The sequence below is a fragment of the Streptococcus sanguinis genome, from assembly GCF_050223295.1.
GTDB lineage: Bacteria > Bacillota > Bacilli > Lactobacillales > Streptococcaceae > Streptococcus > Streptococcus sanguinis_X.
In genome coordinates, this window is the sequence record NZ_CP071424.1 from 254,818 (window position 1) to 270,325 (window position 15,508).

Annotated in this window: 12 protein-coding genes; all 12 read left to right on the forward strand. The window is 43.6% G+C overall.

All coding sequences use genetic code 11. From position 1 onward, the window contains the following. Positions 1–24 precede the first annotated feature (24 nt). The 12 genes from J1C77_RS01415 to gap all read left to right on the forward strand — a co-directional run bounded on the left by J1C77_RS01415 (position 25) and on the right by gap (position 15,473). Complete coding sequence (locus tag J1C77_RS01415; protein WP_002922506.1) at positions 25–4,707, forward strand: Cna B-type domain-containing protein; 4,683 nt, start codon at positions 25–27, stop codon at positions 4,705–4,707. A 233-nt stretch (positions 4,708–4,940) separates the two neighbouring features. Beyond that, positions 4,941–5,819 carry a ribosome small subunit-dependent GTPase A gene (gene rsgA, locus J1C77_RS01420; RefSeq protein WP_002922504.1) on the forward strand — a complete coding sequence of 293 codons (879 nt, stop codon included), beginning with the start codon at positions 4,941–4,943 and terminating at the stop codon, positions 5,817–5,819. A gap of 11 nt (positions 5,820–5,830) precedes the next feature. After that, positions 5,831–6,490, forward strand: a complete 660-nt coding sequence (rpe, locus tag J1C77_RS01425) for a ribulose-phosphate 3-epimerase (RefSeq protein ID WP_002922502.1) — start codon at positions 5,831–5,833, stop codon at positions 6,488–6,490. Beyond that, the gene (locus J1C77_RS01430; protein ID WP_427195107.1) at positions 6,483–7,115 is read left to right on the forward strand and encodes a thiamine diphosphokinase; all 633 of its coding nucleotides are present in this window, start codon (positions 6,483–6,485) and stop codon (positions 7,113–7,115) included. Before rpe ends, J1C77_RS01430 begins: the two co-directional genes overlap by 8 nt. Position 7,116: 1 nt before the next feature. Next, a complete protein-coding gene (rmuC, locus tag J1C77_RS01435; RefSeq protein WP_042763042.1) occupies positions 7,117–8,373 on the forward strand; it encodes a DNA recombination protein RmuC in 1,257 nt (418 codons plus the stop codon). Further along, positions 8,363–9,307, forward strand: a complete 945-nt coding sequence (locus J1C77_RS01440) for a 3'-5' exoribonuclease YhaM family protein (protein WP_002922490.1) — start codon at positions 8,363–8,365, stop codon at positions 9,305–9,307. The genes rmuC and J1C77_RS01440 overlap by 11 nt, the downstream gene beginning before the upstream one ends. A 92-nt stretch (positions 9,308–9,399) precedes the next feature. Further along, positions 9,400–10,215, forward strand: coding sequence for a pur operon repressor (gene purR / locus J1C77_RS01445; protein WP_032905583.1), 816 nt, complete (start codon positions 9,400–9,402; stop codon positions 10,213–10,215). 21 nt (positions 10,216–10,236) lie between these two features. Next, on the forward strand, positions 10,237–10,701 hold the full coding sequence (locus J1C77_RS01450) for a hypothetical protein (protein WP_002922485.1): 465 nt from the start codon (positions 10,237–10,239) through the stop codon (positions 10,699–10,701). A gap of 215 nt (positions 10,702–10,916) precedes the next feature. Beyond that, positions 10,917–11,330, forward strand: a complete 414-nt coding sequence (gene rpsL / locus J1C77_RS01455) for a 30S ribosomal protein S12 (RefSeq protein ID WP_002893867.1) — start codon at positions 10,917–10,919, stop codon at positions 11,328–11,330. Between the two features lie 19 nt (positions 11,331–11,349). Further along, complete coding sequence (rpsG, locus tag J1C77_RS01460; protein ID WP_002893865.1) at positions 11,350–11,820, forward strand: 30S ribosomal protein S7; 471 nt, start codon at positions 11,350–11,352, stop codon at positions 11,818–11,820. Positions 11,821–12,060: 240 nt separating this feature from the next. Further along, entirely contained in the window at positions 12,061–14,142 is a 2,082-nt protein-coding gene (gene fusA, locus J1C77_RS01465; RefSeq protein ID WP_002922484.1) for an elongation factor G, read from the forward strand. Between the two features lie 323 nt (positions 14,143–14,465). Then, positions 14,466–15,473 carry a type I glyceraldehyde-3-phosphate dehydrogenase gene (gene gap, locus J1C77_RS01470; RefSeq protein WP_002893859.1) on the forward strand — a complete coding sequence of 336 codons (1,008 nt, stop codon included), beginning with the start codon at positions 14,466–14,468 and terminating at the stop codon, positions 15,471–15,473. The last annotated feature ends 35 nt before the right edge of the window (positions 15,474–15,508 follow it).

A 15,508-nucleotide genomic window follows, 5' to 3' on the forward strand; every position in this document is an offset into this window, starting at 1 on the left:
AACGAAATAAAAAAGGAGAATGTTATGAAACTGAAAAAATGGCTTCTGTTTTTGATGCTGCCCCTTCTGTTTTTGCTGGATTTGAAGCTGTTCACTGCAACTGCTCAAGCGGATGCTTTGAAGAATGCAATCACAGATATTAAAATCTGGGACCACTCTAATGGCCGCGAAGCAACTAAGGTTAACGGTGCTTACAATTTGGTTCAAGGGGGAAATTATCGCTATGAGCTAGTTTTTGATTTGTCTGCTTATGATAACAAGCTCAAGGATGGGGATACCTTTACCTTTACAGTACCAAACGGTGCAACCATTGCTAATGGTACAACCTTTACCCTGACGGATAATGAAACGCAGGTCCAGCTTGGAGCTGCTAAGATGACGTCGAATGGTTCGGGTAAGGGCGGTTTGATTACAGTTACTATTCAGAATTTGGCAGATTACAAGGCCAAGACAACTGCTAGTGGAGTTAGAGGGAGCTTCTTCTTTGATTTTCAGGCGACGACAGTAGGTGCTGAGCAAGACTGGAATTATAAGCCTGAGGAAACTCAAGGAGCGATGAGCCATAAGGTCACCATTAACGAGCGCAAACAGAGCAGTTTTTCAACAGCCGGTGAAAACTACGCTAAGATTGGAGGGGTCATTGCTAAGAAGCCATATAATTCAGCTATTCTAGGCAAGAGCGGTGACTACTCACATAACTGGACTGTTCGTATCAATACTCAGCAAAAGACCTATAATTCTCCGATTGTTATCAAGGATGTCATTCCAGATAGCAGTGCACCAATGCAATTCGTTCCGGAGCAACTTGTCCTTCGCCAAGGGGAGTACACGCAGAGTTTATCAAGTATTGCGAATTCTGTCATCTTGAAAGAAGGTCAAGATTATACGGTTGCCTATAATGACACTTATACAGAGTTTACTCTAACTATCAATAACCCAGGCAATCGTGCCTTTATGTTGAATTATATGACAACTTCACCAGCTGATGGTTCTTTGGTATCCAATACGGCTGAGATGGAAGTTGATAATACAAAACTGCCATTCAGAGATGATCGCCCTGGTCAGACGAGCTCTACGATAGAGCGTAGCAGCCGGATTACAGAAGGCGGTGTTATCACAGCAGATATCAGCAACAGTCTGGTTCTCTACAAGCAAGATTCTAAGACTGGTAAAATGCTGGAAGGTGCTGTCTTTAAGGTGACAACTCCTAGCGGCCAAGAGATTACTCTGCCGCCGACAGATGCTAACGGTCGGGTTTCTACACAGCCTTTCTCAAGTGAAGAAATCAAGAAAGGCCAATTCACAGTAGAAGAAGTCACAGCTCCAGAAGGCTATGTACTGGACAGCAATCCGATGAAAGTGACTATCAAGGCTGATGGTGCAGTCAAAACAGTCAAGAATACGGTGGATCCAAATGCCAGCAAAAAGCTGACAGTCAAGAAAATTTGGAAAGATGAAAACAATCAGGACGGCAAGCGTCCAGCTTCTATTGCTGTAGATGTCTACGCTAACGGTCAAAAACTGGCTGATAAGACAGTGACCGTAACTGGTGGCAGTACTGATGCGGAGTGGACAGCTCAGACAACTGATTTACCAATCTTTGATGCCAACGGACAAAAAATCACCTATACAATCGGTGAAGATCAGCTTGATGGCTACGATGCTCCAGAAGTAGATCAGGGGAATCTCACTGTTACCAATACTCGTACGCCAGAGAAAATCTCTATCAAAGCCAGCAAGAAATGGGATGATGCCGAGAATCAAGATGGTAAACGCCCTGCCAATGTTGTTGTCAAACTTTATAAAGAAGTCGGCGGTCAGAAATCAGAAGTTGCGAACAGAACTCTGACCGAAGCTGACCAGTGGGCGACTGAGTTCACTAACTTGAACAAGTATGAAAAGGGCCAAGAAGTTGTTTATTCTCTGGAAGAAGACGCGGTTCCTCACTATCAATCTCAGGTAACTGGCAATGCTGCTGATGGCTTTGTAGTGACCAACACTTATAAACCAGAAACGGTTAAGATTTCTGGTCAGAAGAAGTGGGAAGATGCGGAAAACCAAGACGGCAAGCGTCCAAATGCTGTTAGAGTCAAGATCTTGAAAGGCCAAGATATTGTCGATGTGCAGGAAGTGACGGCTGCTAACGGTTGGAAATATGAATCTAATCCTCTTCCTAAATATGCGTCAGGTCAAGAAATTGCTTATACTGTTGTAGAAGAAGCTGTACCGGGCTACACGAGCAAGGTGGACGGCTACAACATCACCAACTCTTACACCCCAGAAACGGTCAAGGTTTCCGGTCAGAAGAAATGGGATGATGCGGAAAACCAAGATGGTAAGCGTCCAGCTTCTGTTAAGGTTAAAATTCTGAATGGTGATACGGTTGTGGATGAGCAAAATGTGACTTCCGCTAACGACTGGAAGTATGAGTCCAAGGCTTTGCCTAAGTACGCAGCAGGCCAAGAAATCACTTATACTGTAAGTGAGGAAGCTGTTCCAGGTTATACTAGCAAAGTGGATGGTTACAACATCACCAATTCTTACACTCCAGAGACAACGACTGTGTCTGGAAGCAAGACTTGGGAAGATGGCGATAACCAGGATGGCAAACGTCCAGCTTCTATAACAGTTAATCTGCTAGCTGACGGTCAAAAAGTCAATACCCAAACAGTCGGTGAGGCAGAAGGCTGGTCTTACAACTTTACTGGCTTGCCAGTCTACAAGGATGGCCAACGGATTACCTATACAGTGACGGAAGAATCTGTACCGGGTTATTCAACCAATCTCAACGGCTACAATATCACTAACTCTTATACACCAGAAAAGACAGAAATCACTGCCAGCAAGAACTGGAATGACAGTGACAATCAAGATGGCAAGCGTCCAACTAAGATTAGCATTAAGCTGATGAAGACAGTCGGCGGTGTCAAGACAGAAGTCGCTAGCAAGGAAGTGACGGCTGCTGATCAATGGCAAACCAAATTTGAAAATCTGCCAGTCTATGAAAATGGTCAGAAGATTGATTACTCTATCGAGGAAGATGATGTAGCTGGCTACACTAAAGAAATCAAAGATTTCACAGTTACCAACTCTTACACTCCAGAGATGATTAAGATTTCCGGTCAAAAAGTCTGGGATGACGCTGATAACCAAGATGGCAAGCGTCCAGCTTCTGTTAAGGTTAAGGTGAAAAATGGCGATACTATCGTAGATGAGCTGGAAGTAACAGCTGCTAACGATTGGAAGTTTGAGTCTAAAGCCCTTCCTAAGTATGCAGCAGGTCAAGAGATTGCCTACACTGTTACTGAAGAAGCAGTTGCGGAATATCAAACTAAGATTGATAAGTTCACCATTACCAATTCTTACACTCCTCAAAGTACGGAGTATGCTGTTACGAAGGTCTGGGATGATGCAGATAACCAGGACGGCAAGCGTCCGGCTTCTATCACAGTGCAGCTGTATCGCTCAGTAAACGGTCAAGAGCCAGCTGCTGTCGCAGGTAAGACATTGACCTTGACGGCTGATAATGAGGTGGCTGCCAACACTTGGAAAGCCAGCTTCACCAATCTGCCTCAGTTTGACAAGGGGCAGGAGATTACCTACTCTGTCAAAGAGGATGATGCAACAGTAGCCGCTTTGAAAGAAAAAGGTTACAGTCCGAAAGTAGAAGGTCAGACAATCACTAACTCTCATACTCCAGAGCAGGTTAAAGTTTCTGGTCAGAAAGTCTGGAATGATGCAGATAATCAAGACGGCAAACGCCCAACATCTATTACAGTTAAGGTAATGGATGGAAGCACCATTGTTGATACACTTGAAGTAACAGCTGCTAATGGATGGAAGTTTGAATCTAAAGACCTGCCTAAATATAGAAATGGTCAAGAGATTGCCTACACACTTAAGGAAGATGCTGTTGCTCAGTATGAAACTAAGATTGATAAGTTCACCGTTACCAACTCCTATACTCCAGAAACCGTTAAAGTCTCTGGTCAAAAGGTTTGGGATGATGCTAATAATCAAGATGGCAAGCGCCCAGCATCTATCAAGGTCAAGATTTTGGACGGAGATAAGGTGGTAGATGAGCTGGAAGTGACAGCTGCTACTGACTGGAAGTTTGAGTCCAAAGATCTACCTAAGAATAAGAAGGGCAAGAAAATCAACTATACAGTCCTTGAAGAAGTGACAGTTGAGGGTTATAGCAGCAGCCAAGAACAAGCAACAGATGGCAGCTTCACTTTGACCAACAGCTATAAACCAACACAGATTGCTGTTAAGGGAACTGCTGTATGGTCAGATGCTGAAAATCAAGATAAGGTGCGACCTTCTAAGATTACTGTTCGCCTCTTGGCAGATGGCAAACCAATCAAAGAAGAGGTTGTGTCAGGAGAAAATGGTTGGCAGTATGACTTTAGCGGCCTTCCTAAGTACAAGGACGGCAAGGAAATTGTCTATAGCGTTGCGGCTGATCCAGTAGATGGCTACAAGCTTGAGATCAACGGTACTCAGCTAACCTTCAGTCATATCCCTGCTAAGAAAAAGTCTGTTGAAGGAGTGATAACTAATAAGCCAGGCGGTCAAGCTCCGAAAGTCGGAGGGAAAGCTCTTCCTCGTACTGGTCAGGAAGAAAATCTCCTTGTTACTATTCTTGGCTTCCTAGCAGCGCTTCTCGCAGGAGGAATGCTGATGGCTAAGGCGAAACGCAGCTAATCAGTTTTGTGACTTACTGAAAAATACAGTGAGCATCTCATTCGATATAAAAAAGCGAACAGGTTCTTTTGGACTTGTTCGCTTTTATCATGCCAGTTTCATCCCAAGTATTTTTAGCAGCTGCTTTCTATGAAAAAAGAAGTCAACATTAAGAAATGTCTTCTGTGCAAAACAAGCAAGCTAAATCTCGCTTTTTTTGTTATAATGAGTGTATTAACTTTTAAGGAGCAATCTTGCAAGGAAAAATCATTAAGGCTCTGGCTGGTTTCTATTATGTAGAGTCGGACGGACAGGTTTATCAAACCAGAGCGCGGGGTAATTTTCGCAAAAAAGGGCAGACACCCTATGTCGGTGATGAAGTCGAATTTTCAGCAGAAAAAGACTCGGAAGGCTATATTTTAAAAATAGCAGAGCGTAAAAACAGTCTTGTGCGACCTCCTATTGTCAACATTGACCAGGCAGTTGTAATCATGAGTGCGAAAGAGCCAGATTTCAATGCCAATCTGTTGGATCGCTTTCTGGTGCTTTTAGAGCATAAGCGGATTCATCCTATTATCTACATCAGCAAGTTAGACCTGCTTGAAGATGAGCAGAGCTTGGATGTTTATGTACAGGCCTATCAGGCCATCGGCTATGAGGTCGTTAAAAGCACTGAGGAGTTGCTACCACTGCTGACAGGGAAAATCACTGTTTTTATGGGACAGACTGGGGTTGGAAAGTCCACCCTGCTCAATAAGATTGCCCCAGACCTGCAGCTGGAAACAGGAGAGATTTCTGAAAGTCTGGGCCGCGGCCGTCATACGACACGGGCTGTCAGCTTTTACAATCTAAATGGTGGGAAGATTGCCGACACACCAGGATTTTCATCTTTGGATTACGAGGTGACTACAGCTGAAGATCTCAATCAAGCTTTTCCAGAGATTGCTGAGTTCAGCCAATCCTGTAAGTTTCGTACTTGCACTCATACTCACGAGCCAGCTTGTGCCGTTAAGCCAGCAGTTGAGGCCGGTCAGATAGCTTCATTCCGCTTTGATAATTACCTGCAATTTCTTAGCGAGATCGAAAATCGTCGGGAGACATATAAAAAAGTTGCCAAAAAAAATTCTAAATAAGGAGAAGAACTATGACTTCATTCAAAATTGCCCCTTCAATCTTAAGTGCGGACTATGCTAATTTTGAATCAGAACTGAAAAAGTTAGAAGCAACAGGCGCTGAGTATGCCCATATTGATATTATGGATGGTCATTTTGTACCCAATATCAGCTTTGGGGCTGGGGTTGTTGCCAGTATGCGTCCTCACAGCAAGCTAGTCTTTGACTGTCATCTGATGGTTTCCAATCCTGAGCACCATATCGAAGAATTCGCTCGTGCTGGTGCAGATATCATCAGCATCCATGCCGAAGCGACACCTCATATCCATGGAGCGCTGCAGAAGATTCGAGCAGCAGGGGTCAAGCCTAGTGTTGTGATTAATCCGGGAACACCAGTCGAAGCAGTCAAAAATGTTTTGAATTTGGTTGATCAAGTCCTTGTGATGACAGTTAATCCAGGCTTTGGCGGTCAGGCCTTTCTGCCAGAAACCATGGATAAGATTCGTGAACTGGTCGTTCTGCGCGAAGTCAATCAGTTGAATTTTGATATTGAAGTGGATGGCGGTATTGACGATAAGACCATTGGGATTGCTAAAGAAGCTGGTGCCAATGTCTTCGTGGCTGGCAGCTATGTCTTCAAGGGTGATGTCAATCATCAAGTTCAGACCTTACGGGATGTCCTGCATGACTAAGGTGGCGCTGTTTGCTGGCGGAAACTTGGAACATTTTAGCTTAGATTTTGATGTTTTAGTTGGAGTAGACCGTGGAAGCCTCTTTCTGCTTGAGCAGGGAGTTTGTCCTGACTTGGCTGTCGGAGATTTTGACTCTGTGAGCAAGGAAGAATTGCTACGTATAAAAGATAGAGCTAAGGAAGTCGTTCAGGCCCATCCTGAAAAGGATGATACAGACTTGGAGTTAGCTGTTCTGGCTTGTTTTGAACGGTATCCAGATGCCCGTTTGACCATTTTCGGCACCTTTGGGGGCCGTCTGGATCATGCCTTGGCCAATGTTTTCCTACCCAGTAATGAAAAAATTGCACCTTATATGGAGAAGATTTTTCTGGAAGACGAACAGAATCTGCTGACCTATGTTCCCAAGGGGCGCCATGAAATCAAACCAGTAGCTGGCATGCGTTATCTAGCCTTTCTGCCGTCGGATGATGCTGCCTTAACAATTGAGGGCGCCAAGTATCCGCTCAATAAAGATAACTTTTTTTTCAAAAAAGTGTATGCTTCTAACGAATTTATAGATAGGCCCATTTATTTGGACTTTGATAGCGGCTATACAGTCGTCATTTACAGCAAAGACAGGAGCTGATATGGAGTTTATAATCATCCTCATTCTTTTGGGAAATCTAGTGCTGACCTTTCTTCTATGGCAAAAGCTTAGTCAGCAGACCGAGACGCTAAAGCAAGTCTTGGAAAATCAGGCAGATCATCTATCGGATCAGTTGGACTATCGCTTGGAGCAGGAAAGCCAGAAAAAGCAAACGGCTCAGAAAGAGCTGGAATTAGCTCTGGGAGACCGTTTGAGCGAGGTCAGAACAGATTTGCACCGCAACTTGACAGAGCTGCGCTTGGAAATCAGTGACAACCTGACCAAGAATCGGGATAAAACTGACGAACGTATGCGGCAGATTCAAGAGTCCAATGAAACACGTCTAGAGCAGATGCGGCAGACTGTTGAAGAAAAACTGGAAAAAACACTTCAGACTCGTCTTCAGACTTCTTTTGAGACCGTTTCTAAGCAGTTGGAGTCTGTTAATCGCGGTTTGGGAGAAATGCAGAGTGTTGCCCGAGATGTCGGCACACTGAATAAGGTCTTATCCAACACCAAGACTCGGGGGATTCTAGGGGAGTTGCAACTGGGGCAGATTATTGAGGACATCATGACGGCCAGTCAGTATGAGCGAGAGTTTGTGACGGTGGCCTGCTCCAGCGAGCGTGTCGAATATGCCATTAAACTGCCAGGACAGACGGAGCATGATTATGTCTATCTGCCCATTGATTCTAAGTTTCCTCTGGCTGATTACTACCGTTTGGAAGATGCTTATGAGTCTGGCAGCAAGGAAGAAATTGAGCTCTATCGCAAGTCTCTCTTAGCAAGTGTTAAACGCTTTGCCAAGGATATTAAGAGTAAATATCTGGCACCGCCAGCTACGACCAATTTTGGCATTATGTTTCTGCCAACGGAAGGTCTTTATTCGGAAGTTGTCCGCAATCCAGCCTTTTTTGACAGTTTGCGGAGGGAGGAGCAGATTGTGGTTGCGGGGCCATCTACCCTCTCTGCTCTTCTCAATTCACTGTCTGTTGGCTTTAAAACGCTCAATATTCAAAAAAGTGCGGACGACATCAGCAAGGTTCTGGGCTCTGTCAAATCCGAGTTTAACAAGTTCGGTGGAATTCTGACCAAGGCACAGAAACATTTGCAGCATGCTTCGGGCAATATTGATGAACTATTAACCCGGCGGACAGGAGCTATCGAAAGAACCTTACGCCATATTGAGCTGTCTGACCAAGACCTCGATTTGAACTTACTTGATTTTTCAGAAGAAAGGGAAAACAATGAAGATTAATCAAATGAAAAAAGATGAACTGTTTGAAGGTTTCTATCTGATCAAGTCAGCAGAAGTCCGTCAGACAAGGGCTGGGAAAAATTATCTGGCTTTTACTTTCCAAGACGATACAGGGGTAATCGAGGGCAAACTCTGGGATGCGCAGCCACATAATGTTGAAGAATTCACTGCTGGCAAGGTCGTGCACATGCAAGGTCGACGGGAAGTCTACAATAACACGCCCCAGGTAAATCAACTGACCCTGCGTCTTCCTAAGGCAGGAGAGCCCAATGATCCAGCGGATTTCAAGGAAAAACCGCCAGTAGACCAGAAAGAAATCCGAGATTATTTATCTCAGATGATTTTTAAGATTGAGAATTCGGTCTGGCAGCGCGTGGTCCGCTCGCTTTATAGCAAGTACGACAAGGAGTTTTATTCTTATCCAGCTGCCAAGACCAATCACCATGCTTTTGAGTCTGGCCTAGCCTTTCATACCGCTACTATGGTCAAGCTGGCAGATGCTATCGGAGACATTTATCCTCAGCTTAATAAAAGCTTGCTCTTTGCTGGGATCATGCTCCATGACTTGGCCAAGGTTATTGAGCTCAGCGGTCCGGAAAATACAGAGTACACCGTGCGAGGCAATCTGATTGGTCACATTGCTTTGATTGATGAAGAATTGACCAAGACCTTGATGGAGCTGAAAATTGATGATAGCAAGGAAGAGGTTATCGTCCTGCGGCATGTCCTTCTCAGCCATCACGGTCTCTTGGAATACGGTAGTCCTGTACGGCCGAAGATTATAGAGGCAGAAATTCTGCACATGATTGATAATCTGGATGCGGAGATGATGATGATGACGGCTGCCTTAGGACTTGTTGATCCAGGTGAAATGAGCAATAAAATATTCGCTCTTGAAGGCCGTTCCTTCTACAAACCAAAACTTGAACAGTAAAATACGAAAAATGGACATTACTTGGAAAAGAATGTTCGTTTTTTTGTTTCTGTTATGGTATAATGAATAAAATAACTTTAATTGGTGAAAAAATGAAATTAAGAAGAAGTGAGCGTATGGTGGTTATTTCTAATTATTTGATTAACCATCCTTATGAATTAACGAGCTTAAATACATTTGCAGAAAAATACGAATCTGCCAAATCTTCTATTTCAGAAGATATTGTCATTATTAAGCGAGCCTTTGAAGAGATTGAAATTGGAACTATCGAAACGATTACTGGTGCCGGTGGAGGAGTGATTTTCAGCCCATCCATCTCCGATACAGAAGCTAAGACTATTGTACAAGGTCTTTGTGATCAGCTGTCTGAAAGCAATCGGATTCTTCCTGGGGGCTATATTTATCTATCTGATCTGCTCAGCACTCCATCTATTCTGAATAATATCGGGCGAATCATTGCCAAGAGCTTTAAAGATCAACAGATTGATGCGGTCATGACAGTTGCGACTAAGGGTGTTCCTTTGGCCAATGCAGTAGCCAATGTTCTCAATGTACCTTTTGTCATCGTTCGTCGGGATTTAAAGATTACAGAAGGGTCAACCGTCAGTGTCAACTACGTATCGGGATCCAGCGGAGATCGTATCGAAAAGATGTTCTTGTCCAAGCGCAGTCTCAAGGCCGGCAGTCGCGTCTTGATTGTGGATGACTTCCTCAAAGGTGGGGGGACTATTACAGGGATGATTAGCCTCTTATCTGAGTTCGACTCTGAGCTGGCAGGTGTAGCTGTCTTTGCAGACAATGCACAGGCCAATCGCGATTATCTGGACTATAAATCGCTCTTGAAAGTAACCAATATTGATGTCAAGGCGAATACCATTGATGTGGAAATTGGAAATATATTTGATTAGGGAAAAGGGCGGAGATTATAGATGAAAACAGTTTTAGAAAAGTTTGACCACAGTCCGCTGTGGATTCGTTTAGGAGTATTGTCGATTTTATTTGGGATTCTGATTACCGGCATGGTTTTTGTACAGGGACAGGCTAATTCCACCAGAAATTCAGTTAGTTCAGCCGCTAGCATCGCATCGAGCAGCTCTTCCTTACAACTGTCTTCTGCTCAAAAAGAAGCACAGGAAAAAGAAGTTCAGGAAGAGGAGCAAGCAGTTCAGGGCGCAGAAGAAGCGGTTAAACAGCTTGAAACCATGCAAACTTTGGAAGATTTGCAGCTTGCTAAGACTGCAGTAGAGAAGGTCAAGGATGCAGCGACGAAAGCTAGATTCCAAAGTCGTATTCAGGCGATAGCAGTCTTGATTGATCCGGAAGCAGCTCAGGCCGCTGTTTCTGAAAATCCAGCTGCTGCATCAGAAGAAGCAGTGGCTCAGCCGCAGCAATAAGTTAGCAGCAATCTAATAAGCAGAGATAAGCTTAAAATAGAAAAAATGTATTGACAGAAAAGTATCGTCGTGCTATAATGATAGACGGTACTTTTTACTTTTGGTCTCTCAAAAGTGTACAGAGACGTGCTGACAAATGTTGCAAAAGTACACGCAGATGATAGCTGTCACCAAGTGTATCATCACCAAAATTAAAAAAATACAGGAGAATGTAGATGCCTACAATTAACCAATTGGTTCGCAAACCGCGTAAATCAAAAGTAGAAAAATCTAAATCACCAGCTTTGAACGTTGGTTACAACAGCCATAAAAAAGTTCAAACAAACGTATCTTCACCACAAAAACGTGGAGTTGCAACCCGTGTCGGAACTATGACACCTAAGAAACCAAACTCTGCCCTTCGTAAGTTTGCCCGTGTACGTCTGAGCAACCTGATTGAAGTTACAGCTTACATCCCAGGTATCGGACACAACCTGCAAGAGCACAGCGTAGTGCTTCTTCGTGGTGGACGTGTAAAAGACCTTCCAGGGGTACGTTACCATATCGTCCGCGGTGCACTTGATACAGCAGGTGTTACTGATCGTAAACAAGGCCGTTCTAAATACGGTACTAAAAAACCAAAAGCATAAGGAAAGGGGAGAAAGATAAATGAGTCGTAAAAACCAAGCGCCTAAGCGCGAAGTATTGCCAGATCCGCTTTACAATTCAAAATTAGTTACTCGTCTTATCAACCGCGTTATGCTTGATGGTAAGCGTGGTACAGCAGCTTCTATCGTTTACGGAGCTTTTGACCAAATCAAAGAAGCAACTGGAAACGATGCGCTGGAAGTATTTGAAACAGCTATGGAAAACATTATGCCTGTACTTGAAGTTCGTGCTCGCCGTGTCGGTGGTTCAAACTACCAAGTTCCGGTTGAAGTTCGTCCAGAACGTCGTACAACACTTGGACTTCGCTGGTTGGTAACTATTGCTCGTCAACGTGGTGAGCACACAATGGTTGACCGCCTTGCAAAAGAAATCTTGGATGCTTCTAACAACACCGGTGCAGCTGTTAAGAAACGTGAAGACACTCACCGTATGGCTGAAGCCAACCGTGCCTTCGCACACTTCCGTTGGTAAGAATAAGATACTAAGGGCGTTAAAAAAGCGACTGAAAATTAGGAAGCTTGACGCAGAATCAAAGATTCTAGAAAAGCTTATCTATTTTCTGAGTTTTTAGCCCGAGTTCAATTCAACTTATCTACAAGTTGAAACCAACAAAACAAGATAAACATTGAGAACGGGTAGGTCCTGCCTATCCGTTTTTGCTAAATAATGTTATAATAAACTGTAAAATAAATTAATAGGAGAAATAACCAAATGGCTCGCGAATTTTCACTTGAAAAAACTCGTAATATCGGTATCATGGCCCACGTCGATGCTGGTAAAACAACAACAACTGAGCGTATTCTTTACTACACTGGTAAAATCCACAAAATCGGTGAAACTCACGAAGGTGCGTCACAAATGGACTGGATGGAGCAAGAGCAAGAGCGTGGTATCACTATCACATCTGCTGCGACAACTGCTCAATGGAATAATCACCGCGTAAACATCATCGACACACCGGGACACGTGGACTTCACAATCGAAGTACAACGTTCTCTTCGTGTCTTGGACGGCGCTGTAACCGTTCTTGACTCGCAATCAGGTGTTGAACCTCAAACTGAAACAGTTTGGCGCCAAGCAACTGAGTACGGAGTTCCTCGTATCGTATTTGCCAACAAGATGGATAAGATTGGTGCTGACTTCCTTTACTCAGTAAGCACTTTGCATGATCGTCTTCAAGCAAACGCTCATCCAATCCAATTGCCAATTGGTTCAGAAGATGACTTCCGCGGAATTATCGACTTGATCAAGATGAAGGCTGAAATCTATACTAACGATCTTGGTACAGATATTTTGGAAGAAGATATCCCAGCTGAATACCTTGAGCAAGCTCAAGAATACCGTGAAAAATTGGTGGAAGCAGTTGCTGAAACTGATGAAGACTTGATGATGAAATACCTTGAAGGTGAAGAAATCACTAATGACGAATTGAAAGCTGGTATCCGCCGTGCGACTATCAACGTTGAATTCTTCCCAGTATTGTGTGGTTCTGCTTTCAAGAACAAGGGTGTTCAGTTGATGCTTGATGCAGTTATCGACTACTTGCCAAGCCCACTTGATATTCCAGCTATCAAAGGTATCAACCCAGACACTGAAGAAGAAGAAACTCGTCCTGCATCTGATGAAGAGCCATTTGCAGCTCTTGCCTTCAAGATCATGACTGACCCATTCGTAGGTCGTTTGACTTTCTTCCGTGTTTACTCAGGTGTCTTGAACAGCGGTTCATACGTATTGAACACTTCTAAAGGTAAACGTGAGCGTATCGGACGTATCCTGCAAATGCACGCTAACAGCCGTAACGAAATCGAAACAGTATACGCTGGTGATATCGCTGCTGCCGTAGGTTTGAAAGATACAACTACTGGTGACTCATTGACAGATGAAAAAGCTAAGATTATCCTTGAGTCTATCAACGTTCCAGAACCAGTTATTCAGCTGATGGTTGAGCCTAAGTCTAAAGCTGACCAAGACAAGATGGGTGTTGCCTTGCAAAAACTGGCTGAAGAAGATCCAACATTCCGTGTTGAAACAAACGTTGAAACTGGTGAAACAGTTATCTCTGGTATGGGTGAACTTCACTTGGATGTCCTTGTTGACCGTATGCGTCGTGAGTTCAAGGTTGAAGCAAACGTAGGTGCTCCTCAAGTATCTTACCGTGAAACTTTCCGTGCTTCTACTCAAGCTCGTGGATTCTTCAAGCGCCAATCTGGTGGTAAAGGTCAGTTCGGTGATGTATGGATCGAGTTCACACCAAACGAAGAAGGAAAAGGCTTCGAGTTTGAAAATGCTATCGTCGGTGGTGTGGTTCCACGTGAATTCATTCCAGCGGTAGAAAAAGGTTTGGTTGAGTCAATGGCTAATGGTGTCCTTGCTGGTTACCCAATCGTTGACGTGAAAGCTAAACTTTACGATGGTTCATACCACGATGTCGACTCATCTGAAACAGCCTTCAAGGTTGCGGCTTCACTTGCTTTGAAAGAAGCTGCTAAGACTGCTCAGCCTGCTATCCTTGAGCCAATGATGTTGGTAACAATCACTGTTCCTGAAGAAAACCTTGGTGATGTTATGGGTCACGTAACAGCTCGTCGTGGACGTGTTGACGGTATGGAAGCACATGGTAACAGCCAAATCGTTCGTGCCTATGTTCCACTTGCTGAAATGTTCGGTTATGCGACAGTTCTTCGTTCAGCATCACAAGGACGCGGTACTTTCATGATGGTATTCGACCACTACGAAGATGTACCTAAGTCAGTACAAGAAGAAATCATTAAGAAAAACAAAGGTGAAGCTTAAGCTTTGAGCTAAACCTTGGCACTCGCGTTTGCGGGTGCTTTTTCTATTTTTTAGAGAAGCATATCCTCAATAAAAAGGGGAAATGATTTATCTTGTAAGTTGTATTCCCGCATTTTCAAAAGTTACTGCTTTGCTTTTTCAAATCAATGAAAGCCGAAATGAAAGTTAGTGAAAGAATTCATAATACTTGTTAATAACAATGAAATCAGTTGCATTTTACCTCAATTAAGTATATAATAGAAATGTTGAAAGGTGATTTGTAGCAACTCAAGTTACTCTTTTCACATAAAAATTTTTTGATTTTCATAAGGAGGAAATCACGAATGGTAGTTAAAGTTGGTATTAACGGTTTCGGTCGTATCGGTCGTCTTGCTTTCCGTCGTATCCAAAACGTAGAAGGTGTTGAAGTTACTCGCATCAACGACCTTACAGATCCAGTAATGCTTGCACATCTGTTGAAATATGACACAACTCAAGGTCGTTTCGATGGTACTGTTGAAGTTAAAGAAGGTGGATTTGAAGTTAACGGTAAATTCGTTAAAGTTTCTGCTGAACGTGACCCAGAACAAATTGACTGGGCTACTGACGGTGTAGAAATCGTTCTTGAAGCAACTGGTTTCTTTGCTAAGAAAGATGCTGCTGAAAAACACCTTAAAGGTGGTGCTAAGAAAGTTGTTATCACTGCTCCTGGTGGAAATGACGTTAAGACAGTTGTATTTAACACTAACCACGACGTTCTTGATGGTACTGAAACAGTTATCTCAGGTGCTTCATGTACTACAAACTGCTTGGCTCCAATGGCTAAAGCACTTCAAGACAACTTCGGTGTTGTTGAAGGATTGATGACTACTATCCACGCTTACACTGGTGACCAAATGATCCTTGACGGACCACACCGTGGTGGTGACCTTCGTCGTGCTCGCGCTGGTGCTGCAAACATCGTTCCTAACTCAACTGGTGCTGCTAAAGCTATCGGCTTGGTTATCCCAGAATTGAACGGTAAATTGGACGGATCTGCACAACGCGTTCCAACTCCAACTGGATCAGTTACTGAATTGGTTGCTGTTCTTGAAAAGAACGTAACAGTTGATGAAGTAAACGCAGCTATGAAAGCAGCAGCTAACGAATCATACGGTTACACAGAAGATCCAATCGTATCTTCAGATATCGTAGGTATGTCTTACGGTTCATTGTTCGACGCAACTCAAACTAAAGTTCTTGATGTTGACGGCAAACAATTGGTTAAAGTTGTATCATGGTACGACAACGAAATGTCATACACTGCACAACTTGTACGTACTCTTGAATACTTCGCGAAAATCGCTAAATAATTCAATGGTAAAAGAAAGAGACTCATTTGAGTCTC